This is a genomic window from Sphingomonas sp. RS2018, from assembly GCF_054489605.1.
Genome location: NZ_JBTMWL010000003.1, coordinates 479,949 through 504,002, shown reverse-complemented (window position 1 = coordinate 504,002; position 24,054 = coordinate 479,949). Strand labels below are relative to the sequence as shown.

The 24,054-nt window shown below is 66.8% G+C and carries 25 protein-coding genes and 1 tRNA gene; 15 read left to right on the top strand and 11 right to left on the bottom strand.

Translation table 11 applies throughout. The features are described from left to right. Positions 1-6 precede the first annotated feature (6 nt). Both ACX40P_RS11885 and ACX40P_RS11880 read left to right on the top strand, forming a co-directional pair. Entirely contained in the window at positions 7-489 is a 483-nt protein-coding gene (locus tag ACX40P_RS11885) for a UPF0262 family protein (protein WP_459126543.1), read from the top strand. Between the two features lie 2 nt (positions 490-491). Beyond that, positions 492-944, top strand: a complete 453-nt coding sequence (locus tag ACX40P_RS11880; protein WP_459126542.1) for a cytidine deaminase — start codon at positions 492-494, stop codon at positions 942-944. Positions 945-1,146: 202 nt separating this feature from the next. Here the strand turns inward: ACX40P_RS11880 and ACX40P_RS11875 are convergent, their stop codons facing one another. After that, positions 1,147-3,300, bottom strand: coding sequence for a prolyl oligopeptidase family serine peptidase (locus ACX40P_RS11875; RefSeq protein WP_459126541.1), 2,154 nt, complete (start codon positions 3,298-3,300; stop codon positions 1,147-1,149). Between the two features lie 111 nt (positions 3,301-3,411). Here ACX40P_RS11875 and dcd point away from each other — a divergent pair, with 111 nt between their 5' ends. Further along, the gene (gene dcd / locus ACX40P_RS11870) at positions 3,412-3,963 is read left to right on the top strand and encodes a dCTP deaminase (RefSeq protein ID WP_459126540.1); all 552 of its coding nucleotides are present in this window, start codon (positions 3,412-3,414) and stop codon (positions 3,961-3,963) included. Positions 3,964-4,480: 517 nt separating this feature from the next. Here dcd and ACX40P_RS11865 read toward each other — a convergent pair. The 5 genes from ACX40P_RS11865 to ACX40P_RS11845 form a co-directional block, all read right to left on the bottom strand. Continuing rightward, positions 4,481-4,843 carry a tetratricopeptide repeat protein gene (locus ACX40P_RS11865; RefSeq protein ID WP_459126539.1) on the bottom strand — a complete coding sequence of 121 codons (363 nt, stop codon included), beginning with the start codon at positions 4,841-4,843 and terminating at the stop codon, positions 4,481-4,483. Between the two features lie 761 nt (positions 4,844-5,604). Then, complete coding sequence (locus tag ACX40P_RS11860) at positions 5,605-6,030, bottom strand: ExbD/TolR family protein (protein WP_459126538.1); 426 nt, start codon at positions 6,028-6,030, stop codon at positions 5,605-5,607. A 28-nt stretch (positions 6,031-6,058) separates the two neighbouring features. Continuing rightward, positions 6,059-6,541 carry an ExbD/TolR family protein gene (locus ACX40P_RS11855; protein WP_459126537.1) on the bottom strand — a complete coding sequence of 161 codons (483 nt, stop codon included), beginning with the start codon at positions 6,539-6,541 and terminating at the stop codon, positions 6,059-6,061. 87 nt (positions 6,542-6,628) lie between these two features. Continuing rightward, complete coding sequence (locus ACX40P_RS11850; RefSeq protein WP_459126536.1) at positions 6,629-7,432, bottom strand: MotA/TolQ/ExbB proton channel family protein; 804 nt, start codon at positions 7,430-7,432, stop codon at positions 6,629-6,631. 71 nt (positions 7,433-7,503) lie between these two features. Beyond that, positions 7,504-8,178, bottom strand: coding sequence for an energy transducer TonB (locus tag ACX40P_RS11845; RefSeq protein ID WP_459126535.1), 675 nt, complete (start codon positions 8,176-8,178; stop codon positions 7,504-7,506). A 227-nt stretch (positions 8,179-8,405) separates the two neighbouring features. Here ACX40P_RS11845 and ACX40P_RS11840 point away from each other — a divergent pair, with 227 nt between their 5' ends. Further along, positions 8,406-9,254: a hypothetical protein gene (locus tag ACX40P_RS11840; protein WP_459126534.1), complete on the top strand. Its 849-nt coding sequence runs from the start codon at positions 8,406-8,408 to the stop codon at positions 9,252-9,254. Here ACX40P_RS11840 and ACX40P_RS11835 read toward each other — a convergent pair. Both ACX40P_RS11835 and ACX40P_RS11830 read right to left on the bottom strand, forming a co-directional pair. Then, positions 9,234-10,007: an SDR family oxidoreductase gene (locus tag ACX40P_RS11835; protein ID WP_459126533.1), complete on the bottom strand. Its 774-nt coding sequence runs from the start codon at positions 10,005-10,007 to the stop codon at positions 9,234-9,236. The genes ACX40P_RS11840 and ACX40P_RS11835 overlap by 21 nt on opposite strands. A 2-nt stretch (positions 10,008-10,009) precedes the next feature. Beyond that, positions 10,010-10,381, bottom strand: coding sequence for a dihydroneopterin aldolase (locus tag ACX40P_RS11830; RefSeq protein WP_459126532.1), 372 nt, complete (start codon positions 10,379-10,381; stop codon positions 10,010-10,012). Positions 10,382-10,663: 282 nt separating this feature from the next. On the opposite strand from ACX40P_RS11830, the gene ACX40P_RS11825 reads away from it, so the two are divergent. From ACX40P_RS11825 to ACX40P_RS11805, 5 genes are all read left to right on the top strand, one after another. Next, entirely contained in the window at positions 10,664-11,206 is a 543-nt protein-coding gene (locus ACX40P_RS11825) for a GNAT family N-acetyltransferase (protein WP_459126531.1), read from the top strand. Between the two features lie 128 nt (positions 11,207-11,334). After that, the gene (rpsF, locus tag ACX40P_RS11820) at positions 11,335-11,757 is read left to right on the top strand and encodes a 30S ribosomal protein S6 (RefSeq protein WP_459126530.1); all 423 of its coding nucleotides are present in this window, start codon (positions 11,335-11,337) and stop codon (positions 11,755-11,757) included. Beyond that, positions 11,757-11,981, top strand: a complete 225-nt coding sequence (gene rpsR / locus ACX40P_RS11815) for a 30S ribosomal protein S18 (RefSeq protein WP_250753687.1) — start codon at positions 11,757-11,759, stop codon at positions 11,979-11,981. Before rpsF ends, rpsR begins: the two co-directional genes overlap by 1 nt. Positions 11,982-11,993: 12 nt before the next feature. Further along, positions 11,994-12,587 carry a 50S ribosomal protein L9 gene (gene rplI / locus ACX40P_RS11810; protein ID WP_459126529.1) on the top strand — a complete coding sequence of 198 codons (594 nt, stop codon included), beginning with the start codon at positions 11,994-11,996 and terminating at the stop codon, positions 12,585-12,587. Between the two features lie 408 nt (positions 12,588-12,995). Then, a complete protein-coding gene (locus ACX40P_RS11805) occupies positions 12,996-13,499 on the top strand; it encodes a hypothetical protein (protein WP_459126528.1) in 504 nt (167 codons plus the stop codon). A gap of 125 nt (positions 13,500-13,624) precedes the next feature. Here the strand turns inward: ACX40P_RS11805 and ACX40P_RS11800 are convergent, their stop codons facing one another. Together ACX40P_RS11800 and mutL are read right to left on the bottom strand one after the other, a co-directional pair. Next, entirely contained in the window at positions 13,625-14,050 is a 426-nt protein-coding gene (locus ACX40P_RS11800) for a hypothetical protein (protein WP_459126527.1), read from the bottom strand. 48 nt (positions 14,051-14,098) lie between these two features. Beyond that, on the bottom strand, positions 14,099-15,880 hold the full coding sequence (gene mutL / locus ACX40P_RS11795; protein ID WP_459126526.1) for a DNA mismatch repair endonuclease MutL: 1,782 nt from the start codon (positions 15,878-15,880) through the stop codon (positions 14,099-14,101). 155 nt (positions 15,881-16,035) lie between these two features. Between mutL and ACX40P_RS11790 the strand changes: the two genes are divergently transcribed. From ACX40P_RS11790 to ACX40P_RS11765, 6 genes are all read left to right on the top strand, one after another. Continuing rightward, positions 16,036-17,076 (top strand): rod shape-determining protein, encoded by a 1,041-nt coding sequence (locus tag ACX40P_RS11790; protein ID WP_459126525.1) that lies wholly within the window; start codon positions 16,036-16,038, stop codon positions 17,074-17,076. Positions 17,077-17,105: 29 nt separating this feature from the next. Then, positions 17,106-17,978, top strand: coding sequence for a rod shape-determining protein MreC (mreC, locus tag ACX40P_RS11785; protein ID WP_459126524.1), 873 nt, complete (start codon positions 17,106-17,108; stop codon positions 17,976-17,978). After that, the gene (locus ACX40P_RS11780) at positions 17,978-18,496 is read left to right on the top strand and encodes a rod shape-determining protein MreD (protein ID WP_459126523.1); all 519 of its coding nucleotides are present in this window, start codon (positions 17,978-17,980) and stop codon (positions 18,494-18,496) included. Before mreC ends, ACX40P_RS11780 begins: the two co-directional genes overlap by 1 nt. Then, on the top strand, positions 18,493-20,589 hold the full coding sequence (mrdA, locus tag ACX40P_RS11775; RefSeq protein WP_459126522.1) for a penicillin-binding protein 2: 2,097 nt from the start codon (positions 18,493-18,495) through the stop codon (positions 20,587-20,589). Before ACX40P_RS11780 ends, mrdA begins: the two co-directional genes overlap by 4 nt. After that, a complete protein-coding gene (rodA, locus tag ACX40P_RS11770) occupies positions 20,589-21,710 on the top strand; it encodes a rod shape-determining protein RodA (protein WP_459126662.1) in 1,122 nt (373 codons plus the stop codon). The genes mrdA and rodA overlap by 1 nt, the downstream gene beginning before the upstream one ends. A 104-nt stretch (positions 21,711-21,814) precedes the next feature. Next, positions 21,815-21,890, top strand: a tRNA-Lys gene (locus ACX40P_RS11765). A gap of 749 nt (positions 21,891-22,639) precedes the next feature. Here ACX40P_RS11765 and ACX40P_RS11760 read toward each other — a convergent pair. Next, a complete protein-coding gene (locus ACX40P_RS11760) occupies positions 22,640-24,007 on the bottom strand; it encodes an MFS transporter (protein WP_459126661.1) in 1,368 nt (455 codons plus the stop codon). Positions 24,008-24,054: the final 47 nt, after the last annotated feature.

Sequence of the window (24,054 nt, the reverse complement as noted above, 5' to 3'; positions counted from 1 at the left end):
TGTGCGATGGCCGATCCGCGGATCATCGACGTGCAACTGGACGAGCGCACCATCCTGTGGCGCTCGGCCGACGTCGAGCAGGAACGCCGCATCGCGATCTTCGACCTGCTGGAGGAGAACAGCTTTGCGCCGCAGCGCGAGCATGCCGACGGCTATGCCGGGCCGTACCGCATCAAGCTGTCGGTCGAGGAAGGGCGGCTGGCACTCGCCATCCACCGTGCCGACGACAGCCATCTGGAGACTTTGGTGCTGGCGCTCGGGCGCTTCCGCCGGCCGATCCGCGACTATTTCGCGATCTGCGACAGCTATTATCAGGCCGTCCGCCAGTCGACCCCGGCACAGATCGAAACCGTCGACATGGCCCGGCGCGGCATCCACAACCAGGCGGCCGAGCTGCTCGTCGAACGGCTGGACGGCAAGATCGCGATCGATTTCGACACTGCGCGCCGGCTCTTCACGCTGATCTGCGTGCTGCATATCAAGGGATAACGATGCACTTCGACGAAACCGCGCTGATCGCCGCCGCCCGTACGGCGGCGCTGAACGCTCATGCCCCCTATTCGCGCTTCGCGGTCGGCGCGGCGGTGCTGCTGACCGACGGATCGGTGGTCACCGGCGCCAATTTCGAGAACGCCAGCTACGGCCTGTCGCTGTGCGCGGAGACGGTCGCGCTGGCGAGCGTCAGCGCCTCGGGCCGCTTGCGCGACGTCGCCGCACTCGCCGTCATCGGCGGCGCGATGGACGCGGACGGCCGCCCGACCGGCACCGGCCCGGTAAGCCCCTGCGGCCGCTGTCGTCAGGTCATCAACGAAGCCGCCCAGATGAGCCGCACCGACCTCCCCGTCCTGTGCGGCGCGGCGGACGGCGACGCGGTAAAACGCTACCGCCTGTCGGATCTGCTGCCCGACGCGTTCGGGCCGGCGGATCTGGGGATTGTGGCGTAGCACTGCGCCCGTTCGTGTTGAGCGACGTCGAAGCACCCGTCTAAGAGTGGAAAGAAGAAGGGTTGCTTAGAAAGCCCGAAGAGAAGGTCTGGCCGGCCACGCCCGCATCAGCGGTACCGCAAGCAGCAGTGCCCCGATCGCGGCTCAACCCTCTCCTTCGTGCCTTCGCGCCTTCGCTGAACGACTAGCGTCTTCTGCTTCCTCAGTACGGCAAAGCCCACCCCGGCTTGCCCAACCGCCAGTTCATGAACGTCACCATGTCGGCATACATCGCATCCGCCTGCGCCTTGGTCGATCCAACGCCATGCCCGCCGTCCTCATCGACGCGCAGCAGCACCACGTTCTTCGGGTTCGCCGCCCGCATCCGCGCCGCCAGCTTGCCCGGCTGCCAGCTATCGACACGCGGATCGTTCAGCCCGGTGGTGATAAGGTACGGCGGATAAGCGGCTCCGTCCTTCACATGCTGATAGCCGTCCATGGCCAGCAGGTTGCGGAAGCCCTGCGCATCCTTGACCGTCCCGAATTCGACGATGTTGGCCGGACCGTTGGTCTGATACTCGGCGCGCAGCGCGCTCGCCATCGGCACCTGGTCGATGACGCCGGCGAACAGCTCGGGCCGCTCCATCGGCGCCATCCCCATCGGGATGCCGCCCGCCGATCCGCCGGTGATGAACAACTGCTGCGGCGTCGTCACCCCCGCCGCGATCGCCGCCTCGGCGCAGGCGATCAGGTCGCGCCAAGTATTGGGCTTCTGCGCATCCTTGCCGCCCAGCCGCCACGCCTCGCCGAACTCGCCGCCGCCGCGGACATGGCACATCGCGAAGTCGATGCCCTGATCGATCAGCGCTGCCGTGCGCGGCGTGAAATAGGGGAAGTTCGACACGCCGTACGAGCCGTAGGCATTGATGAGCAGCGGCCCCGGACGATTATGGCCTTTCACCCGAACGACGCTCAGCGGCACGCGCGTCCCGTCCTTGGCGGTCGCGGTGAGCTCGGTCGCAACATAGGCACTACGATCGAAGCCCGGCGGGGTCGCGCCGACGCCGATGTCGGCCAACGTCCGCTTCGCGGGATCGTAGCGCAGCCACTGCGGTGGCGTCGTCCAGTTGTCGAAACCGATGGTGATGCCCGGCTTCGTCGGATCGGCAAAGGCCGATACCGCGTCGAACGACCCCTTCTGCGGCAGCGGGATCGCCTCCATATTGCCATCGTCGCCGACGCGGAACAGCTTCGAGAACAGGCCCTCGCGCGCGATGACGTACAGCCCGTCCGACGCCGCGCGAATGCCCTCGATCAGCCGCGCCTTGTCCATCGGCACCAGCACGCGCGCGGACGACAGCGGCTGGCCCGCCTGCATCGTCAGCACCTGGAACGTCGGCGCATTCTTGTGCGACAGCAGGTAGATCGTGCGTCCGCGCTGATCGAGCGCGGTGATCTCCGCATCATAGCTGAACGCCTTCGTCCACGGCGTCTTCGCGTTCAGCGCAGCGGTAGCGGGCGCCAGCCAGACCTCCGCCTCGTTCTGCACGCCGTTGATGACCAGCGCCTGGACATGCGACGCGCCCGGCACCGCGTTGACGACGTTGAACTGCTCCGGCCGCGGCTTGATGACGCTGTCCGAGACGCCGCCGCCGAAGACCGGCACCGGCGCCGCCTTCAGATCCCACACCAGCGCGGTGCTGTTGAGATAGCGCTGCGTCGGCGAGGCTCCCGGCGCCAGCGCGGCGAGCTGGTTGATGTAGAGCGCCCTCCCGTCCGGCGCCCAGGTCGGCGGACCGAACTGCACCCGCTCGATCGGGCCGGCGATCACCGCTCCACCGGCAACGTCGTAGATGCTCAGCAGAGCATTCTCCGACCCGCCCTCGGACACGCCGACCGCGACCCGCGTACCGTCCGGCGACGGCATGAAATAATTGATCGCCATCGGCACGCCGCCCCGCGCGGCACGCAGCGCGGCGACGTCGATCAGCTTGCGGATCGCCCCTCCCTCGCGCACCATCAGGTCGAAATTGTCCGATCCGGGGGCCCGCTGCAGCCAGAATTCGCGCGAGCCCATCTGGCGATAGTCGCGCGCAGCGGTGAAGGCGCCGGTCGTCGCCCTGATCTTGTCGACCACCGCGGCGCGGTTCGCCACCGAATCGAACAGCGTGCGCGTATACTTCCCCTCCGCGCGCATCCACGGCACCGCGACGGGATCGTCCTTCGCCTCCATGTAACGATAGGGATCGGTGACGTTGGTGCCGAAATAGGTTTCGACGACCGGCTTGGCCGGCGGCGCGGCCGGTCGTTGCGGCGCGGTCTGCGCACTGGCGGGCGCCGCCAGCACGGCGATGATGGCAAAGATCGACGATCGCATGATCCACTCCCCCGAGTCTTCAATAGGGACAATGCTGCGCGATTTGCGAACCCTTGCAAGTGTTTTCGGCAAAGCCTTGCGCGTCGCGCCCGCTCCCGCGATGACGGCGTCATGATCCTTTCCGACCACTGGATTCGCGAGCAGGCGACGACCCGCAACATGATCGAGCCTTTCGTGGAGGGTCAGCGGCGCGAGAATTGCATCAGCTACGGCCTGTCGTCCTACGGCTATGACGCGCGCGTGGCGGACGAATTCAAGATCTTCACCAACGTCGACTCGGCGGTGGTCGACCCGAAGAATTTCGATGCGAACAGCTTCGTCGATCGCAAGACCGACGTCTGCGTCATCCCGCCCAACAGCTTCGCGCTCGCCCGGACGGTCGAATATTTCCGCGTGCCGCGCGACGTGCTGGTCATCTGCCTCGGCAAATCGACCTATGCGCGCTGCGGCATCATCGTGAACGTCACCCCGCTCGAACCCGAATGGGAGGGGCATGTGACGCTGGAATTCTCGAACACCACGCCGCTGCCGGCCAAGATCTACGCAAACGAAGGCGCCTGCCAGTTCCTGTTCCTGAAGGGCGACCGCCCCTGCGAGACGAGCTATGCCGACCGTGCGGGCAAATATATGGGGCAGCGCGGCGTGACATTGCCGAAGCTGTAGGGCTGTGACTGCTCGATAATCATATCTGACGGCGCAACGTACATCTTCCGTTCGCATCGAGCAGCCGTCGAACTTGTCGAGACGGGGTGTCGAGAGGTATTAGTGGCGAGAATCGTTCGATACGATGAGCAGGCCGGCTCGCCCCAAGACGACCCCGACCATGCCCGCAGCATGCCCATCCGCCAGAGTTCGTCATCCGAGACGAACGCCTCAGTTGAATGTCGATCGACCACATTCTCAAGACAAGCCGGCAGGCTGTCGGCTGCGCACCGCGGCGCGGCTACGTTAGCGCCTATCCGTCTTGTGGTGACTTCAGTTCTGCACCAAACGCGCGGATGGCATTCGCGCACGCCGGCTCTCAACACATTATTGCCGGTCCCGGCGGGTCGCGATCAAACCAGCACTCATTCGTGCCGAACGAAGTCGGAGTCCCGCCCCGCGGTGCAACGCTCCATTCTCGCTGATCGCCGCAAGCCGGTCGGGAGCGGAGCCCCGCAACCCGACCCCCTCGCCGATATCAGCGCGAAGCCGTCTGGAACGATGCCGTCCGGGCGAGCCCGCTCCGCGCGATCGCGTGGGCGCTGCGGGTACGCTCGCCATCCACATCCATCATAACGTCTCGCCGCGCGAGCACATGCTGGTAGAGCGCCGCCGCCGCCTGCGGCCGGCCCGAGTTGGCGTACACCGCAGCGAGGTTCAGCAGCACCTCCTGCCGCTCGGGATAGATCCGACGCTCCGCATCGAGCGTCTGCTCCGCCGAGGCGAGGTTCCCGGAGAGGATCGCCGACCGCGAAAACGCGATCGGATCGGCGGCCTGTGCCGATCCGCCAGCCACTGCGAGTGCAAGCGCGATCCCAACGCCACCGAACTTCGACATCATCATCACTCTCCGCTTTGTTACGCTTTTATGACGTGAGAGTGACTCTTTTGCTTCATGTCGACAAGTGCGATTTCTGCATGCGTTCGCCGGGCGTGATCTCGGTCGTTCGACGGCGGGACGATCACCGTGGCTTGATTGAAAACATGTCGAACCAACATCAGCGCCTTCGCGCCGTGGCTACGGCGCAGATCTTTCGATCTGATCTAGCGCTGCTACCGCTCGCCATGCCTCAGCATCGCCGCCTCCTCGCGCCTTGCATCACGCCAGAATTCCCTAGAGCGGCTTTCGATCAGGTTGGATCACCGACACGGAGGTGACTTCGGTTCGGGGCAAGGCGAGAGAAGGGAGCGGTGCCGAAGCATCGTGACCGACGAGCAACTCCGCCCGGATCGAACGCGCCCCGCCGCGCCAGCGGTCGCCCGTGGGCGATGACGGTGGTTCAAGCTGGTCGGAAGCCGCTATAAATGCCGGTATCCTAGCTGATCGACAATCGGGCTCAGCCGCGTTTTGCTAATCCGTCATCTTGGACGTGAGCCGGGATCCAGCGCCACGAACGCCGCCGTTTTAAACTCTGCGCGGCGGATCGAGTCCAGGATCACGGTCATCTGCGTGCCGGTCCGGCTTCTCCGTGCTCAATGTCGATCCGTCCTTGATGCCTCGCTGTGCTGTAGACCTCATCCATACGGCCACGCCCGAACGCAAAAAGGGGCGGCCTTTCGGCCACCCCTCTTCCAGCGTCGAACGCTTACGAGATCGAACGATCAGAAGTCGTTGCGATACTGCTCGTTGCCGACGAAGCCGAGCTTGGTCACGTTCGCGCGCTTGATGATCGCGAGCACCTCGTCGACCTTTTCGTAACGAGCCTGCGGATCCGGCGCGAAGTGCAGTTCCGGTTCCGGGTTCATCACGACGGTGCGGTCGAGATACTGGCGCAGCAGCACCTCGTTCACCGGCGCGCCGTTCCAGTACAGCGTGCCCGCCGGGTCGATCGTGACCTTGTTCTTGTCCGCTTCGATGACGTTTCGGTCCTGCGGCGTGTTCTGCGGCAGGTCGACCTTCACCGCGTGCGTCTGCACCGGGATAGTGATGATGAACATGATGAGAAGAACGAGCATGACGTCGATCAACGGCGTCGTGTTCATCTCCATCATGGGCTCGCCATCATCGGAGCCAGCACTCATTGCCATGACTATACTCTCCTAGCTACCGCGCCGATCAACGATCGACGGGTGCTGACTGTCCGGCCGGCGGCTCGGAAATGAAGCCGACCTTGATGAAGCCCGCCTGCTGCATCGTGTACACCGCGCCGCCGATGCAGCGGTACGGCGTGCTGATGTCGCCGCGGATGTGCACCTCGGGGATGTCGTCGGGCTTGATGTTCGAACCCAGGCGATCGACCACGCCCTTCAGCTTTGCGACGCCACGGTCGAGCAGCTCCTGATGGCTGACGCGGGTCATGCCCCAGGTCACTTCGCAGTTGTTGCCTTCGCCACGGATCGAAAGCAGCACGTTTTCCGGCTTGGTCGTCGTGACCTCGTACTTCACCTTCGGCAGCTCGAGCGGGATCGACTGGATCACGACCGGCACCGCGATCAGGAAGATGATCAGGAGCACCAGCATGACGTCGACGAGCGGCGTCGTGTTGATGTCCGTGATCGGTTTGTCTTCGGCGGAACCTCCGCCCACGCTCATCGCCATTGCGAGACTATCCTATCCACATGTCCCCGCCCCATGTCGGGCGGGTAAGGCCGGGGCCGCCACCGCGGCGGCCCCGGGCCGATACTTTTACGAGCGCGTCGGGATGCCGCCGGCCGGGGCGGTCGTCGCCGCCGGCTTGGTGACCGGTGCCGTCGCGACGCCCGGCTTCACCGGAGCGGCCTTCGACACGACCGGCTTCACCGCGCCGTTCGAAGCGAGGTAGCCCAGCACGTCGTTCGAGAACGCCGACAGCTCCTCGGCGATCGCCTTGTTGCGACGCTGCAGCCAGTTGTAGGCGAGCACCGCCGGAACGGCGACGACCAGGCCGAGCGCGGTCATGATGAGCGCCTCGCCGACCGGGCCGGCGACGGCGTCGATCGATGCCTGACCGGCAGCGCCGATCTTGATGAGCGCGCGGTAGATGCCGATGACGGTACCGAACAGGCCGATGAACGGCGCGGTCGAACCGACAGTCGCGAGGAAGGCCAGACCACCGTTCAGCGACGAGTTGATCGACGCTTCCGAACGCGCCAGCGAACCGTGCAGCCAGTCATGCGCCTCGACCGGGTCGGTCAGCAGCTTGTGCTGCTCCTGCGCGGCCAGGCCGTCGTCGACGATCTGGCGATAGGCCGAGTTCTTCTCGAGCTTCGCGGCGCCTTCGCGCAGGTTGCTCGACTGCCAGAAGCCCTCGCGCACGCGCTTGGCCTGGCCGATGATCTTCTGCTGCTCGAACAGCTTCACGAACAGGATGAAGAGCGAGAAGAACAGGAAGGCGACCAGGATGATGAACACCGACCAGGCGATGACACCGCCCTGCTCGAGTGCTTCCCAAAGGCCGTAGGGGTTCTCGGCGGCCGGCGCGGCGCCCGCGGCGAGGATGGTGGTCAACATGCTCGGTTATCCCTCTAAAACTAGCTGATTTTCGTACATAGTCTGAAATCGTCGAATGGTCGCCAACGCCCTTATTGGGGCAGCGTCCACACCACGCGCCGCGACTGGGTGACGGCGATCGGAGCCCCCCCCGCATCGAGCGCTGGCGAATAGCGCCCGCGGCGCGTAATCGCCTGACATGCAGCGCGATCGAGCGCCGACGAGCCTGACGACGACGTCACGCGGCAATTCTCCACGCGTCCGGCCGTGTTGATCGTCCACGAGATACCGGTCGTACCTTCCTCTTCCGCGCGGATCGACGCTTGCGGATAATCGTCCTGCGTGATCCAGTCCGCCGGGTTGCCCCGAGGACCGGCCGCCTTGCTGACCACGGCCGGACCGGGAGGCGCTGGCGGCGCCGGTGGTGCCGGCGGTGCGGGGGGCGGCGTGTTATAAGCCGGCGGCGGCGTCGTCACTGCCTGCATCGTCACCGGCGGCGCCTGCGTCTGCACGATCGGCGGCGGGGTGACGAGCACCGGCGGCGGCGGCACGGACGGCTGGTCCGGCGGCGGCGGCGGCGGCGGCACTTCCTCGGGCGGGGGCGGTGGCTCCTCGACCTCGAACGTCTTCAGATTTTCCTGCGCCTTCTTGATATATTGATAGGCGAGGCCCGTCACGAATGCATAGCCGAGCACCGCGTTCAACAACGCGACGATGACAAGCGCCACCACTCGGCTACCACCCGTACTCCTGTCAGCGTAGGCCATCCAGCAACCAAACTCCCTCATGACTGACTGGGGTGCAGCACCCGGTTGTCACCGGTTGCCGCTCACCCTCTGCCTTAGATCTTACACGTCCCATAGGCAGGCCGACTGTGTCTCTATCACGTGGCTACGATGACGCAAACGCTTTGTCGGGCGCAACAAACGAACAATCGCTAGTCATCCCAATTATTTCTGTAACAAATCGGGCCGATCGCCTATTGACGTTTACCATGTTCGCAGTCCGTACCGCCGCCCTCGGCATCGCCCTGTTCGTCAATGCCGGTGCCACATATCCGGCCGAAACATCGCAAATCATGGCCGAATCGCGGCAGCAGACGGCGTTCGCGACCCCCTCCTACGCCGACATTGCCACGCGCAGCCTCGGCGCACCCGCGATCGTCGACGCCGTCGTCCGCGATGCGCGACGGCTGAAGCCGGCCGAGGCCCCCGGCGTCGCGCCGGGCCGCGTGCGCTATCTCGTCACCGCCGATGTGAGCGCACTGATTCGCGGAGCCGACGGTCTGGCGCAGCGCATCTTCTACCTCGCTGACGTGCCGCTCGACGCCCGCGGCAAGCCGCCGCGACTCAAGAAGGCGCGCGTGCTGCTGTTCGCCCGGCCGGTCGCGGGAATGGCGGGCGACGTCCAGCTGACCGCCCCCGATGGCCAACTGCCGTGGACGCCCGCGCTCGACGCCATGGTCCGCGCCATCGCGCGCGACATGGTGGCGCCGGACGCGCCGCCCGCCATCACCGGCGTTGGCAATGCCTTCCACGTTCCCGGTACGCTCCCCGGCGAGAGCGAGACGCAGATCTTCCTGACGACGGCGGATGCGCGCCCGGTGTCATTGTCGATCCTGCGTCGGCCCGGAGAGACGACGCGCTGGGCGGTGGCGCTCAGCGAGATCGTCGATGACGCCGCCGCGGCGCCGCGCCGTGATACCTTGCTGTGGTATCGCCTTGCTTGCGGACTGCCGCCCGCCCTGCCGGATGCGGCGATCGCGACAATGCCGCCCGAAGACGGCGCGCGTGCGCAGGAGGATTACCAGTTCGTCCGGCGCTCACTCGGCCCCTGTCGGTAAGCCTTCCCGCGCGAGGTGGACGAAGTCGCGGTCGAACGATCGCAGGTGTGCGCCGCCGTCGACGAAGATCGTCTGCCCCGTCACCGACCGCGCACCCGCCAGCCACGCGACGGCATCGGCGATCTCCTCCGGCGTCGCCAGCCGGTCGAGCGGCATCAGTCGCGCCAGCCGCTCGACCTGCCCAGGCGCGTAATCCTCGGTCGGGATCACCAGCCCCGGCGCGACCGCGTTGACCCTAACCCGCGGCGCCAGCGTGACGGCCAGCGTCCGCGTCGCCTCGGCCAGCGCCTGTTTCGATACCGTATAGGCGAGCTGGTCGCGCGGCGGATTGGCGATGCGCTGGTCGAGGATGTTGACCACCGCCCCCTCTCCCCCGCCCAGCCCGCGCGCCATGGCCTGCGCCAGCGCCATCGGCGCCGCGACGTTCACCGCGGCATGGTCGACGATCTCGGCATAGCTCGCCCGCCCTTCGTCGGCCGCGGCGAATCGCGATGCGCTGTTGACGAGCAGATCCACCGGCCGCCCTAACTGCGCCGCCACCGCCGGCACCAGCGCCGCGACCGCCGCCGCATCGGCCAGATCGGCATCGAACACGCACCACGTCCGCCCGGCCAGCGCTTCCACCAGCCAGTCTTCGGGCTCGCCCGGATGACCGCGATGGAGCGCGATATCATAGCCCTCCCCCGCCAGCCGCGCGGCGATGTGCGCGCCCAGCCGACGGCAGCTGCCGGTGACGAGCGCGAGGGCGCCCACGCTCAGCGCCGATGCCGGACGAGGGTGATACCGATCGACTCGCGCTCCTGCGCGATCGCCAGCTTCACGATCTTCACCGCCACCCGCGACACGCGCGCATCCTGCAGGAACAACGTCTCGGCGATATGGTCCGCCACCGCCTCGATCAGCGTGAAGTGCACGCCCTGCGGCAGCGCGTCGGTCGCGGCGTGGCGCAGGTCGATATAGCTTTTCGACGCCGCCAGCGGTGTATCCGGCGCGAAGGACTCGGGACAATCGAGCTCGACATCCAGCGAGATGCGCAGCGGCTGCGGCAAGTGCGTCTCTTCCGAATAGATGCCGGTCAGCACCATCGTCTCGAGGTCGTGGACCTGCAATGTCAGACTGTCCCGCACGCCACTCGCTTTCACTCTGTCGATCGAGCGCGGCGGATAGCAGATCGCGGCCGCTGCGAAAGCCTTGCGCTCGGGCGATTTCACCGTAAAGCGCCCGCGCTCTGCGCCCTGTCCTACACGCCGCCCGCTCGCTACCCCGAAAACAGGCTCCGCAACGCTCAACCGATCGGTTGAGCTTCAAGGCCGTTTCACGAGACAAGACACATGTGTTTTCGTCTCAACATTCATGCTCAACGAAGTGGTTGAATTTCGATGCCGACGCCGCGCCTTGAGCCTGCGACCATGACGATCGTTCCGCTGGCCAACCTGCCCGTCGCCGCACTGGAGGCGCTGCTCGATCGTGCCTTCGGTCCCGACCGGCAGACGCGCACCGCCTACCGCATCCGCGCCGGCACCGCGCCGATCCCCACGCTCAGCTTCGCCGCGCTCGACCACGATGGCGCGCTGGCGGGCACGATCCAGTGCTGGCCGGTCACCTTCGCCGGCGACGACGGGCGCATCGTGCCGTTGGTGATGGTCGGCCCGGTTGCGATCGAACCGGCGATCCAGCGCGGCGGCATCGGACGGAAGCTGATGAACCATATGCTGGAGGTGGCGCAACAGGCCGACGTGCCCGGCGCCGATGCGATGATGCTGGTGGGCGATCCGGGATATTACGACCGTTTCTTCGGCTTCACCGCCGAGCGCACGGGCGCATGGCGCCTGCCCGGCCCGTTCGAGGCGCGCCGCCTGCTCGCGCTCGGCGCCGGCGTGCCCACCGGCTCCGGCGACATCCGCGCCCGCCTGCCCGGCGATGTCGCCACCGTCGCGTCAGAAATCGCTTGAGTTTTCCGCCCCCCTGACGCAGGGGCTCGCGCTCGCCTGTGCGGCATCACCGCCGGCGAATTGAAACGACAGCCGGAGGGGCATGGCACGGGGCCATGTCAGCGATCGGCCAACAGTGAGAAGAAAGCATGGCTCTATACGAGCACGTCTTCCTTGCGCGCCAGGATCTGGCACAGGCGCAGGTGGACGCACTGGCGGAAGCCGCCACCAAGATCGTCGAGGATCACAACGGCAAGGTCGTCAAGACCGAGACCTGGGGCCTGCGCAGCCTGGCGTATCGCATCGCCAAGAACCGCAAGGCGCATTACGTGATGCTCGAGATCGACGCTCCCGGCGACGTCGTCGCCGAGCTGGAGCGCCAGACCCAGATCAACGAAGACGTCATCCGGTACATGACCGTGAAGGTCGACGAGCTCGAGCAGGGCCCGACCGTGATGATGCGCAAGCAGGAGCGCGACCGTGAGCGTCGTGGCGACCGTGAGGGCCGTGGCGATCGCCCGGACCGTGGTGACCGTGGCCCCCGTCGTGACCGCGAAGAGGAGGCCGCATAATGGCTCGTGCATTCTTCCGCCGCCGCAAGTCGTGCCCGTTCAGCGCCAAGGATGCGCCGCGGATCGACTATAAGGACGTCCGCCTGCTGCAGGGCTTCGTGTCCGAGCGTGGCAAGATCGTGCCGTCGCGCATCACCAGCGTGAGCGCCAAGAAGCAGCGCGAGCTCGCCCAGGCGATCAAGCGTGCGCGTCATCTGGGCCTGCTGCCCTACATCGTTAAGTAAGGAGTAGCAGCAATGGATGTCATTCTGCTTGAGCGCGTCGAGAAACTCGGCGGCATCGGCGACGTGGTAAAGGTGAAGGACGGGTTCGCCCGCAACTTCCTGCTGCCGAACAAGAAGGCGATGCGCGCCAACGAAGCGAACCGGAAGGTCTTCGAGGCCAACCGCGCTCGCATCGAAAGCGACAACGCGAACCGCCGCGGCGACGCCGAGAAGGAAGCCGCGACCTTCAAGGACGCGACCGTCACGCTGATCCGCCAGGCATCGAACACCGGCCAGCTCTACGGCTCGGTCGCGGTCCGCGATCTGGTCGAGGCGCTGATCGCCGACGGTCACAAGGTCGCCAAGTCGGCGATCGTGCTGAACCGTCCGATCAAGTCGATCGGCGTCTACGACGTCAACGTCGCGCTGCATCCGGAAGTGTCGGTGACCGTCAAGGTCAACGTCGCCCGCTCGCCGGAAGAGGCCGAGATGCAGGCATCGGGCGTCGACGTGATGACGGCAATGTTCGAGAAGGACGAGGCCGGCTTCATCGAGGATTACGATCCCAACGCCGAGCCGGGCGCGACCGCCGAAGTCGGCAACGACGACGAGGGTCAGCAGGGCTGATCCACGTCGCGGGGCGTCGCCTCAGAACAAAAAAAGGGCGCCGATCGCATATGCGGTCGGCGCCCTTTCTTCTTGCCGTCACCCTTTCGGGATGAGAGCGGCTTTACCACGTCATGGACAGGTCACGCAGGCGCCGATCACGGCGGCCAGCGGTATAAGCGACAGGATGACGGGGAAAATCTGTTTCATGGCGGCGCACTCATCTGGTTTGATGCGATAAAGCGCGCGCGACCGAAAAGTTGCGGGCACATGAACGACGCGCTGGCCACCGGCCCATATCGGGACAGCCCGGCGCACTAGGCAACCGCCATCCCGCTGAACCAATCGACCGCCCCTCACGACAGCATGACCCCCATCGCGCCGGACGCCACCTGTGGCCGAGGGCGGCTGGATCGAATAAATTCGGCCATGCTCCTCGCCATCAGCCTTGCCGCCGCGATCGCATCATGCCCGATCGAAAGCGCGCGCTATACCCTTCGCGGCGCGCCGCAGGTCACCGCCCGCTTCTTCACAGTATCGCCCACGCCCGATTGGCCGAGCGGGCTAGCGCTCCGGGTCCATGTCGCCGCGTCCGGCCGATCCTACTGGTTCCTCCCGTGGCAGGGCGGAACCGATCACAGGACGAACCTGGCTTGGGTGCAGGAAAGCAGCACGACCATTCTAATAGGGCCGCGCCGGGACATCGAAATTCTGACGACCGACCCGTCGTACAACCTGCAGGCCGAGGTTCCGAATGCGCGCGGCTCGGCGCCTACGCACATGCTGCTGCCGGACCTCACCAATCTGGCATGGCACGCGACCACCGACGAGCCGCGAGACACGCTACCCCGCGCGTTCTTCGATCTGACCGGCTGCAGGGCGCCCGACCCGGACGAAGCGCGGCGACGGATCGAGTTCCCAGCGGTCCCCTGATCCGAGTTTCGTCTTTATCGTCACGACATGCGTCGCGTCCGTCCGAACATCCGCTTCACCCGAATGCAGGCACGTGAGGTAAGGAAAAACCGTCGATCTAGCCCGCGACCGTCCGATTGCGTTGATCAACTGCCATTGGCCGTAGCAGAGCGTCGCTTAAGCCCGGTGTATACGACAGCCAGATAGTAGCCCATCACCGCCGATAGCAGCAGGGCAGTCGCTTGAATGACAGGGCCACCGATCGTGTCATCGAAGTCAGGAGTGTCTGTCACCGAGAGCATCAGAGCGCGGCCCGCTCCAAGCATCGTCAAAGCTGAGGGCAACATGAGAAGGTGAAGCACCCAAGCCGTTTGCAGCCTCTTCGCTAAACGCCAGAATACGATGGCCAAGAAAATTGGGCCGAAGGTCGCGATGATCCAGCCCAAGGAGCCTATCATCAAGTCACCGGCGGACATCGGCTTGACGCTCATATAAAGGTCGGCGGCATTCAGCGCCGCTCCCAGAAACAGAAACGCAGTCACTCCTACGGACAGCAAGCCGAAAACGTCCATGCAATTCAGGGCATACCGAGGTTTCATGTCAGGCAGGACCTAGACCATTCACTTACGGCCAAAAAGCTTCTCGATGTCTCCGTGCGCCAGCTTCACCCACGTCGGCCGCCCATGATTGCACTGGCCCGAATGCGGCGTGACCTCCATTTCGCGGAGCAGCGCGTTCATCTCGGCGACCGACAGCACCCGCCCGGCCCGCACCGATCCGTGGCACGCCATCGTCGCCGCGACATGGTCGAGCCGCTCGCGCAAGGACAGCGCCTCGTCGAAGGCAGCGAGTTCGTCCGCCAGGTCGGCGACGAGCCCCGCCGCCTCGCCCGCGCCCAGCAGCGCCGGGGTCGCGCGCACCAGCATCGCACGCGGGCCGAAGCGCTCCAGCTCCAGCCCGAACTCCGCCAGCTCGCCGGCCCGCGCCTCCAGCCGGTCGCACGCCGTCTCCTCCAGCTCGACCACCTCGGGCAGCAGCAGCGCCTGCGATGCCACCCGCCCGCCCGCCATCGCGCGCCGCATGCGTTCCAGCACCAGCCGCTCGTGCGCGGCATGCTGATCGACGATCACCAGCCCGTCCGACGCCTCGGCGACGATATAGGTCTTCGCCACCTGCCCGCGCGCGACGCCCAGCGGGTGGTCGCCCACCTCGGGCACCGGCGCGGCGGCGACTTCGGCGCGCGCCAGCGGCGGGGCGGCAATGAAGCCCGGTCGTCGTTCGCCGAGCGACGACACCGGCCGCTGGAGCAGGTCCACCCCGCCCCACGGCGTCTCGATCGTCTCGCCCGGAAAGGCGGGCGCGACGGGCTCGCTCTGCCAGGCGCCCAGCGCCGCCTCGCTCGGGCGCTGCACGACGCGGTGCCCCGCCTCGTCGAGTGCGCGGCGCAGGCCGCCGACGATCAGCCCGCGCACCATCGCCGGATCGCGGAAGCGCACCTCGGTCTTCGCCGGATGCACGTTCACATCGACGGCGTCCGACGGCACGTCGAGGAACAGCGCCACCACCGCATGCCGGTCGCGCGGCATCATCTCGGCATAGGCACCGCGGATCGCGCCGATCAGCAGCCGGTCCTTCACCGGGCGCCCGTTGACGAACAGATACTGGTGGTCGGCGATGCCGCGGTGGAAGGTCGGCAGTCCGGCCACCCCGCCCAGCCGCAGCCCCTCGCGCTCGGCATCGATGCCGACGCTGTTCTCGACGAGCGCGCGGTCGGTCAGCGCCGCGACGCGCGCCGGCCGGTCCTCCCCGCCCTGAACGGAGAGCGTCCGCCGCCCGTCATGCTCGACGCTGAACGCGATGTCGGCGCGCGCCATCGCCAGGCGCCGCACCACGTCGAGCGCCGCGGCATACTCGGCGCGTGGCGATCGCAGGAACTTGCGTCGCGCCGGCACCCGCGCGAACAGTTGCTCGACCCGCACCCGCGTGCCGGGCGGCAGCGCGGCGGGGCCGTCGGCCACCACATCGCCATTGTCGACGATCCGCGCCCAGCCGTCCGCCCCCGCCACCCGGCTTTCGAGCGACAGCCGCGCGACGCTGGCGATCGACGGCAACGCCTCGCCGCGGAACCCCATGGTAGTGACCGCCTCGATCGCCTCGTCGGGCAGCTTCGACGTCGCATGCCGTTCCAGCGCCAGCGCCATGTCGGCGGGCGTCATGCCGCAACCGTCGTCGATCACCTCGATCAGGTCGATGCCGCCCGCCGCCAGCCGCACCGCGATACGGGTCGCGCCCGCGTCGATCGCGTTCTCGACCAGTTCCTTCACCGCAGAAGCGGGGCGCTCCACCACTTCACCGGCCGCGATCCGGTTGACGAGATGCTCTGGCAGGCGTCGTATTGACATGGGGCAGGCTCTAGCCCAAGCGACGGCATCCCGCGACCCGTATCCGACCTCCCTCGACGGAGCTGGATTTCCGGCTGCGGGGGGCGTCCAGATCGTGCGAACTGCCGCCGGCGCAACGCCGTGCGGTTCCAGAGGGAACGGAAGTCTCAATCGCAATGTTTTCCCGCTTTTTCAAATTCATGTCCCATGACATGGCGATCGATCTCGGCACCGCCAACACGGTCGTCTACGTCCGCGGGCGCGGCGTCGTCCTGAACGAACCCTCGGTCGTCGCGATCGAGACGATCAACGGCGTCAAGAAGGTGCGCGCCGTCGGTGACGATGCGAAGCTGATGATGGGCAAGACACCGGGTTCGATCGAGGCGATTCGCCCGCTTCGCGACGGCGTCATCGCCGACATCGACGTCGCCGAGGAGATGATAAAGCACTTCATCCGCAAGGTGCACGGCGGCAAGTCGCGTCCCTGGCGCTTCCCGCAGATCGTCATCTGCGTACCGTCGGGCTCGACCAGCGTCGAACGCCGCGCGATCCGCGACGCCGCGTCCAACGCCGGCGCATCGCAGGTGTGGCTGATCGAGGAGCCGATGGCGGCCGCGATCGGCGCCGACATGCCGGTCACCGAACCGATCGGCAGCATGGTCGTCGACATCGGCGGCGGCACGACCGAGGTCGCGGTGCTCTCGCTGCGCGGCCTCGCCTATTCGACCAGCGTGCGCATCGGCGGCGACAAGATGGACGAGGCGATCGTCAGCTACGTCCGCCGCAACCACAATCTGCTGATCGGCGAGGCGACCGCCGAGCGCATCAAGCAGGACGTCGGCATCGCCAAGCCGCCCGCCGACGGCATCGGCCTGACTTTGCACATCAAGGGCCGCGATCTGGTCAACGGCGTGCCCAAGGAAATCCAGATCAACCAGGGCCAGATCGCCGAGGCGCTGTCCGAACCGGTGTCGGCGATCGTCGAGGGTGTCCGCATCGCGCTGGAGAACACTGCGCCCGAGCTTGCGGCCGACATCGTCGACCAGGGCATCGTGCTGACCGGCGGCGGCGCGCTGCTGCAGGGACTGGACGAGGTGCTGCGCGACGAGACCGGCCTGCCGGTCACGGTCGCGGAGGATCCGCTGACCTGCGTCGCGCTCGGCACCGGTCGCGCGCTGGAGGATCCGCAGTTCCGCGGCGTCCTGCTCGCCGTCTGATCTTCAGCCGATAAGGGAGGCGGCGGGTCATGGCACCGCCAGCAGCACGGCGAACCGGGTTTTCGCGGCGGGCGCAATATGGCGTCTTCATCGGGTACGTCGCGGCTGCGTCCGGCGTCATCGTCGGGCTGGTGCTCGTCCTCCTCTCGACCTTCAACCCGCCCGCCTTCGCCGCCTTCCGCTCCGGCATCGCCGAGCTGACGACGCCGGTGTCGTCGGGCCTCGCCGGGCTGCGCCGCGCCGCCACAGCGCCCAACGGCCTCACCGACTATTTCGGCGGCGCCGACAAGATCCGGGCGCTCAGGGCGCAGCGCGAGCGTGAGCAGGCGATCGTGCTGCGTGCCCGCACGATCGTTCAGGAAAACTTCCGTCTGCGCGCGCTGCTGCGCGTGCGCGATGCGTTGCCGGGCACGGTCGTCGTCGCGCGGTTGGTGAACTCCACCGGTTCCAGCACGCGCCGCTTCGCCACGCTCAACGCCGGCCGCTTCCAGGGCGTACTGCCCGGCCAGCCGGTGCGCGGACCCGAAGGACTGATCGGCCGCGTGCTCGAAACCGGGCCGAACACCGCGCGCGTGCTGCTGCTGACGGATGCGGAAAGCATCGTGCCGGTACGCCGCACGCGCGACAATCTCGCCGCGATCATCTCGGGCCGTGGCGACGGACAGCTGGAGGTGCGCGCCGCCGGCTCGGCCGATGCGCCGTTCCGGGTCGGCGACCTGTTCGTCACCTCGGGCACCGGCGGCCTCTACGCGCCCGGCGTGCCGGTGGCGAAGGTCACGACGAATTCGCGCGACACGGCGCCCGCGCGGATGCTCGCCAATCCCGACTCGCTCGATTTCGCGACCGTCAACGCGCCGTTCCTGCCCGCGCTGCCGCCGCCCCCGGCGCCGCGGGTCCAGTGATGCTATCGCCGCGGCCGGCCTCCCCCTTCTACACCCCGCCATCCAATCGCGTCCGTCGCACGGTCGCGGCCGGATCGATCGTGGCGGGATCGCTCGCCGTCCTGCTGCCGATCGTCGCCAACGTGCCGTGGCTGCCGCCCTGCGGCCTGCTGATGCTGCTCGCCTGGCGCCTGCGTGATCGGGAGGTGTTTCCGATCTGGGCGGCCCTGCCGCTCGGCCTGTTCGACGATCTCGTCAGCGGCCAGCCGTTCGGGCTCGCCATGGCGCTGTGGACGGCGGCGTCGATCGGCGTCGACCTGATCGACCAGCGGCTCGTCTGGCGCACCTTCCGGCAGGATTGGGCGATCGCGGCGGCTGCTTCGACATTGTGCCTTTTGCTCTCGCGCATCGTCACGGTTAGATTGAGCGCGCATGTCGACCTGCTCGTCCTGATCCAGGTAATGACCGCGGTGGCGCTCTACCCCCTCGCCGCGCGGCTCGTCGCTCGTCTCGACGCGCGCTGGCACGTGGCGGCATGATCGGCGGCGGCCGCATCGTCAGCGAGGCGACCCAGGCGTTCAGCTTCACGCGCCGCGCGATGGTGGTGTCGGGGCTGCAGATCGGCGTGGGCGCGCTGCTCGCCACCCGCATGACGTGGCTCGCCGTCTATGAGAACGAGCGCTATTCGCTGCTGAGCGAGAGCAACCGCGTCAACCTGACGCTGGTTCCCCCCCGCCGCGGCTGGATCGTCGATCGCCACGGCGCGCCGATCGCCAACAACCGCACCGATTTCCGCGTCGATCTGATCCCCGAACGGATCGAGGACAAGGGTCGCGTCATGGCGGTGCTGACCCAGATCCTCGCGCTACCACCCGACGAGCTTGGCCGCGTCAACGCCGAGCTCGATCGCTCCGCCGGCTTCCGACCCGTGCAGGTCGCCGAGAATCTGGACTGGGACCGCTTCGCCGCGGTCAGCGTGCGCCTGCCCGAACTGGCGGGCGTGTCGCCGACGCGCGGCTTCTCGCGCAACTATCCGGCCGGCGCCGCGGTCGCGCATGTGACCGGCTATGTCGGCGCCGCGACCGCTGAGCAATATAAGGCGACGCGCGACCCGTTGTTCATCACGCCGGGCTTCAAATTCGGCAAGGACGGGCTGGAGAAGACGCTGGAGCCGCTGCTGCGCGGCAAGCCCGGCGCCAAGCGGATCGAGGTCACCGCGCGCGGCAAGCTGGTGCGCGAGCTCGAGACGCGCCCCGATGTGCCCGGTCGCACCGTCCGCCTGACGATCGACGCGGGCCTTCAGGAATATGCCGCGCGGCGTCTGGGCACCAACTCGGGCAGCGCGGTCGTGTTCGACTGCCAGACCGGCGAGATTCTGGCGATGGTGTCGATGCCCGCCTACGACCCCAACAGCTTTTCCGACGGCATTAGTCAGAACGAATGGAAGATGTTGTCGGAGGACGATCACGTCCCCCTGATGAACAAGGTGCTGCAGGGCCTCTATCCGCCCGGCTCCACCGTCAAGCCGATGAACGGCCTCGCCTTGCTCGAAGCCGGCGTGAGCCCCAACGAGCGCGTGTTCTGCTCGGGCGCGATCCGGGTCGGTAACGGTGTTTTCCATTGCCACAAGCGGCGTGGTCATGGTCCGCTCGACCTGCGCGGCGCCATCGCACAGAGCTGCGACATCTATTTCTACGAAATGGTCCGGCGGCTCGGCTACGACCGTATCGCCCCGGTCGCCCGCGCGGTCGGACTCGGGCAGAAGTTCGACCTGCCCTTCACCAGCCAGCGCTACGGCACCGTCCCCGATAGCGCGTGGAAACAGCGCAAGTACAAGACGAACTGGACCGTCGCCGATTCGCTCAACGCTTCGATCGGTCAGGGCTACGTCCTCGCCAATCCTTTGCAGATGGCGGTGATGGCGGCGCGGATCGCGTCGGGGCGGATGCTGCTGCCCGGCCTGCTGTCGGCGAAGGTCGATCGCAACCCCGGCGCCCTGCCCTTCAGCGCGCAGAACCTCGCGATCGTGCGCGAGGCGATGGGCGCGGTGGTCAACGGCGGCGGCACCGGCGGTGCGTCGCGCCTGCAGGTGCCCGGCATCACGATGGCGGCCAAGACCGGCACCGCGCAGGTCCGCCGCATCACGATGGCGGAGCGCCGCTCGGGCGTGCTCTCGAACGGCCAGCTGCCCTTCAAGCTGCGCGATCACGCCCATTTCATCTGCTTCGCGCCCGCCGAGAACCCCCGCTATGCCGCCGCGATCGTGCTCGAACATAACGGCCATACGGTTCGCAACCTCGACACCCCCCTCACCGGCCGCGACATCATGACCTATCTCTTCGACCGCGAGCGTGCGCTGAAGAGTTTGGCCGAGGTCGAGCCGACCTGGGGCGGCGACATCCGCACGCGCATGGCGCAGCAGAGCGCTGAGTACGCCGCGCGTCAGAACCCCGCCACCGCCGCCGCACCACCCGAGGATGCCGAGGCCGCGGCCAGCACCGTCGTCGACGCCGCGGTCGAGGCCGCCAACGCCGCCACGCCGACGACCGGCGTGGCGGAGGGCCGGACCGAAGAGCTGCCGGTCGAGGCACCGGCCCCCGAAGCCTCACCCTCGCCGGCGCCGTCGCGGTGATAAAGGCGCCCGTCACCGGCTTCGTGCCCGCCCCGCTCGCACAGCTGCCGTGGCGGATCATCTTCCTCGTGCTGGCGATCGGCGGCTTCGGGCTCGTCGTGCTCTATTCGGCGGCGGGGGGCAGCATCCGGCCCTGGGCGCTGCAACAGGCGATCAAGTTCGCCGCCTTCCTCGGCCTCGCCGTCGCCATGTCGCGCGTGCCCGTGTCGATCTGGCGCACCGCGTCGCTCCCGACCTACGGCGTTCTGCTGGTCCTGCTGGTGCTGGTCGAGCTGCTGGGTGCGGTGCGCGGCGGCAGCCAGCGCTGGCTCAACATCGGCTTCATGAATTTGCAGCCCTCTGAGTTGATGAAGCCCGCGATCGTGCTGGCGATGGCACGGCTCTACGAGCTGCTGCCCCCCGCCGAGACGCGCAAGTTCCGCTCGCTGGTGCCCGCCGGCGTCCTGCTCGGCGTGCCGTTCGTGCTCGTCATGACCCAGCCCGATCTCGGCACCGGGCTGATGATCGCGTTCGGCGGCGTCACCGTGATGTTCCTCGCCGGCGTACCGCTGCGGCTGTTCATCGGCGGGGCGGCGCTGCTCGCCGTCACCGGGCCGCTGGTCTTCGCCTATGGCCTCCACGATTATCAGCGGAACCGCATCCTGATCTTCATGGATCCCGAAAGCGACCCGCTCGGCACCGGCTATCACATCAGCCAGTCGAAGATCGCGATCGGATCGGGCGGGCTCGACGGCAAGGGCTTCCTGCAGGGCAGCCAGAGCCACCTCGACTATCTGCCCGAAGGCCACACCGACTTCGCTTTCGCTACCATGGCGGAAGAGTGGGGGCTGATGGGCGGATTCTTCATCATCGGCGCCTACATGTTACTGATCCGCTGGGGCGTGATGGTCGGCGTCCGCGCCAAGGGCCGCTTCGAACGCCTCACCGCTGCCGGCCTCGCCACCACGATTTTCTTCTATGTTGCCATCAACTTGATGATGGTGATGGGCCTGGCACCGGTGGTCGGCATCCCCCTCCCCCTCATCAGCTTCGGCGGATCGGCGCAGATGACGATCCTGCTGTGCCTCGGAATATTAATGTCCATCGACCGCGACAACCGCCGCCGCCCCGGCGGCTGGTAACGCGCTTTTTCTCGCGAAAAGGGCTTGCAAACCCACCGCCCGATGGTAGTGAGCGCCCTCCCGAACGCGGGCGGCGGTCGCAAGCCACTGCCCCGACGACGGACGGACGCATAGCTCAGTTGGTAGAGCAGCTGACTCTTAATCAGCGGGTCCTTGGTTCGAGCCCAAGTGCGTCCACCATCCATCTCGTTGAGAATTAGCCAATTTTCGACGGGATCGGTGTGCCCATTCGAGGCGTCCCGACCAGCAGTTGTGACACCATTAGCGTGGTCCCGCCGACGCTTGTTGTCGGCAGATCCATAGAGCTTGGTCGGCGATCTAACCTGTTCACACGACTGATGTCGGAACATACCCCCACAACTCGGCTGGCGACTTCTCAGAACCGACTCAGTTGCAGTCGGGCGTGAAGCGAACGTTTGTCAGTCGGTGGCCGGTCCGCTGATCTTCTTCGCATTGAACCTCATCATGGCAGTCACCATCACGCGGGGCACAGGAGGAACTTCCTGATCCAGGTACAGCCCACCAGATTTTTTCGTAATGGCCCGCTACGAGAATGATCTGCACGGCGGTGAACGCGATCATCCACCAGGGATAGACTTCGGCTGAACCGAACTCGAGCCGTTGATCCCGAGTTTCTTCCCACTCTTCCGTCTCAGGAAACACCGATAGCCCCTCTAGCATCGCCACCTTTCAAAGAGGGGCTTCGGCTAGCAAGCTACACGAATACCCCGCAAGTCGACGGCCGATCCGTTAGACTAAAGTCGAAAGGCGCGTTATTATGCGGGAGGTTAACCATCATTGCTTTGACGCGTTGTAGTATTTTGATCACTTGGTCAGACATGCCGGTGGAGCAACCGACTGTCTCTCAAACCGCATAGAACGCGCGTCTGCGGTCATGTTCATGGTCGGCATCACCGAAGTATTGGGCCTCAGACGCGGTCGGCCTCGCGCGCCCATTCCTTGTTAATGGCGAGCGCCGCCAGCGTGCAGATCGCGCCGGACAGCAGGTACAGGCCGACCGACCACAGACCGAACCGGCTGGCGAGGAACAGCGCGACCAGTGGCGCGAAGCCCGCGCCGATCGCCCAGGCCGAATTGGCGACGATCGCCGCGCCGGTATAGCGGTCGTTGGGCGCGAACTTGTCGTTCACCACGCCCGACGACTGGCCGAAAGCGAGGCCGAGCAGTGCGAAGCCGGTGAGCATGTACACCGTCTCCCCCACTCCGCCGACGTTCAGCAGCTGCGGCGCGAACCCGCTATAGGCGGCGATCAGCGCCGCCGACACGCCCAGCACCGCGCGTCGTCCGACCCGGTCCGCGATCAAGCCCGACGCCAGCATGGCGAGGATGAAGACGACCGTGCCGCCCGCCTCGATCAAGAGGAAGCGGACCGGGTCCTCGTCGGCGAACAGCGTCACCCACGACAGCGGAAAGACGGTGACGAGGTGGAACAGCGCGAAGCTGGCGAGCGGGGCGAAGGCGCCGAGCACGATCGTTCGCCATTGCCGGAACAGCGTCGCGAACGCGGGGGACGGCTGCAACTCGCGGCTTTCGAACAGGTGCAGGAATTCGGGCGTCGCGACGAGGCGCAGCCGCGCGAACAGCGCGACGACGTTGATCGCCAGCGCGACGAAGAACGGATAGCGCCAGCCCCAACTGAGGAAATCCTCACGCGACAGCAGGGCGAGGAAATAGGCGAACAGCGCCGCCGCCACGAACAGGCCGATCGGCGCGCCCAGCTGCGGGATCATCGCGTACCAGCCCTTGCGGTCCTTCGGCGCGTTCAGCGACAGCAGCGACGGCAGCCCGTCCCACGCGCCCCCCAGCGCCACGCCCTGCCCGATGCGGAACGCGCCCAGCAGCACCGCCGACAGCGTCCCGACCTGGCCGTAACTCGGCAGCAGCGCGATCGCCATCGTCGATCCGCCGAGCAGGAACAGCGCGATCGTCAGCTTCACGCCGCGCCCGTGGTTTCGGTCGATCCACATGAAGATCAACGTGCCGAACGGCCGGGCGATGAACGCCAGCGAGAACAGCGCGAAGGAATAGAGCGTGCCGGTCAGCGCATCGACGTAGGGGAACACCAGCGCCGGGAACACCAGCACCGAGGCGAGCGCATAGACGAAGAAGTCGAAGAACTCGCTCGCCCGCCCCACGATCACGCCGATCGCGATTTCGCCGGGTGCGATCGGCTTGCCCTCCGCGGTGACGAGCTGGGCATCGCGCTCCAGCGACGTGGAATCGGGTGCGCTCGCGTCCGGCGCGCCGGTTTCTGGCTCGATCGTCGTTGCCGTCATGCTCACCCAGGCTCCCGCGGCACATCGCCGTATTCGCAAACGCGCCG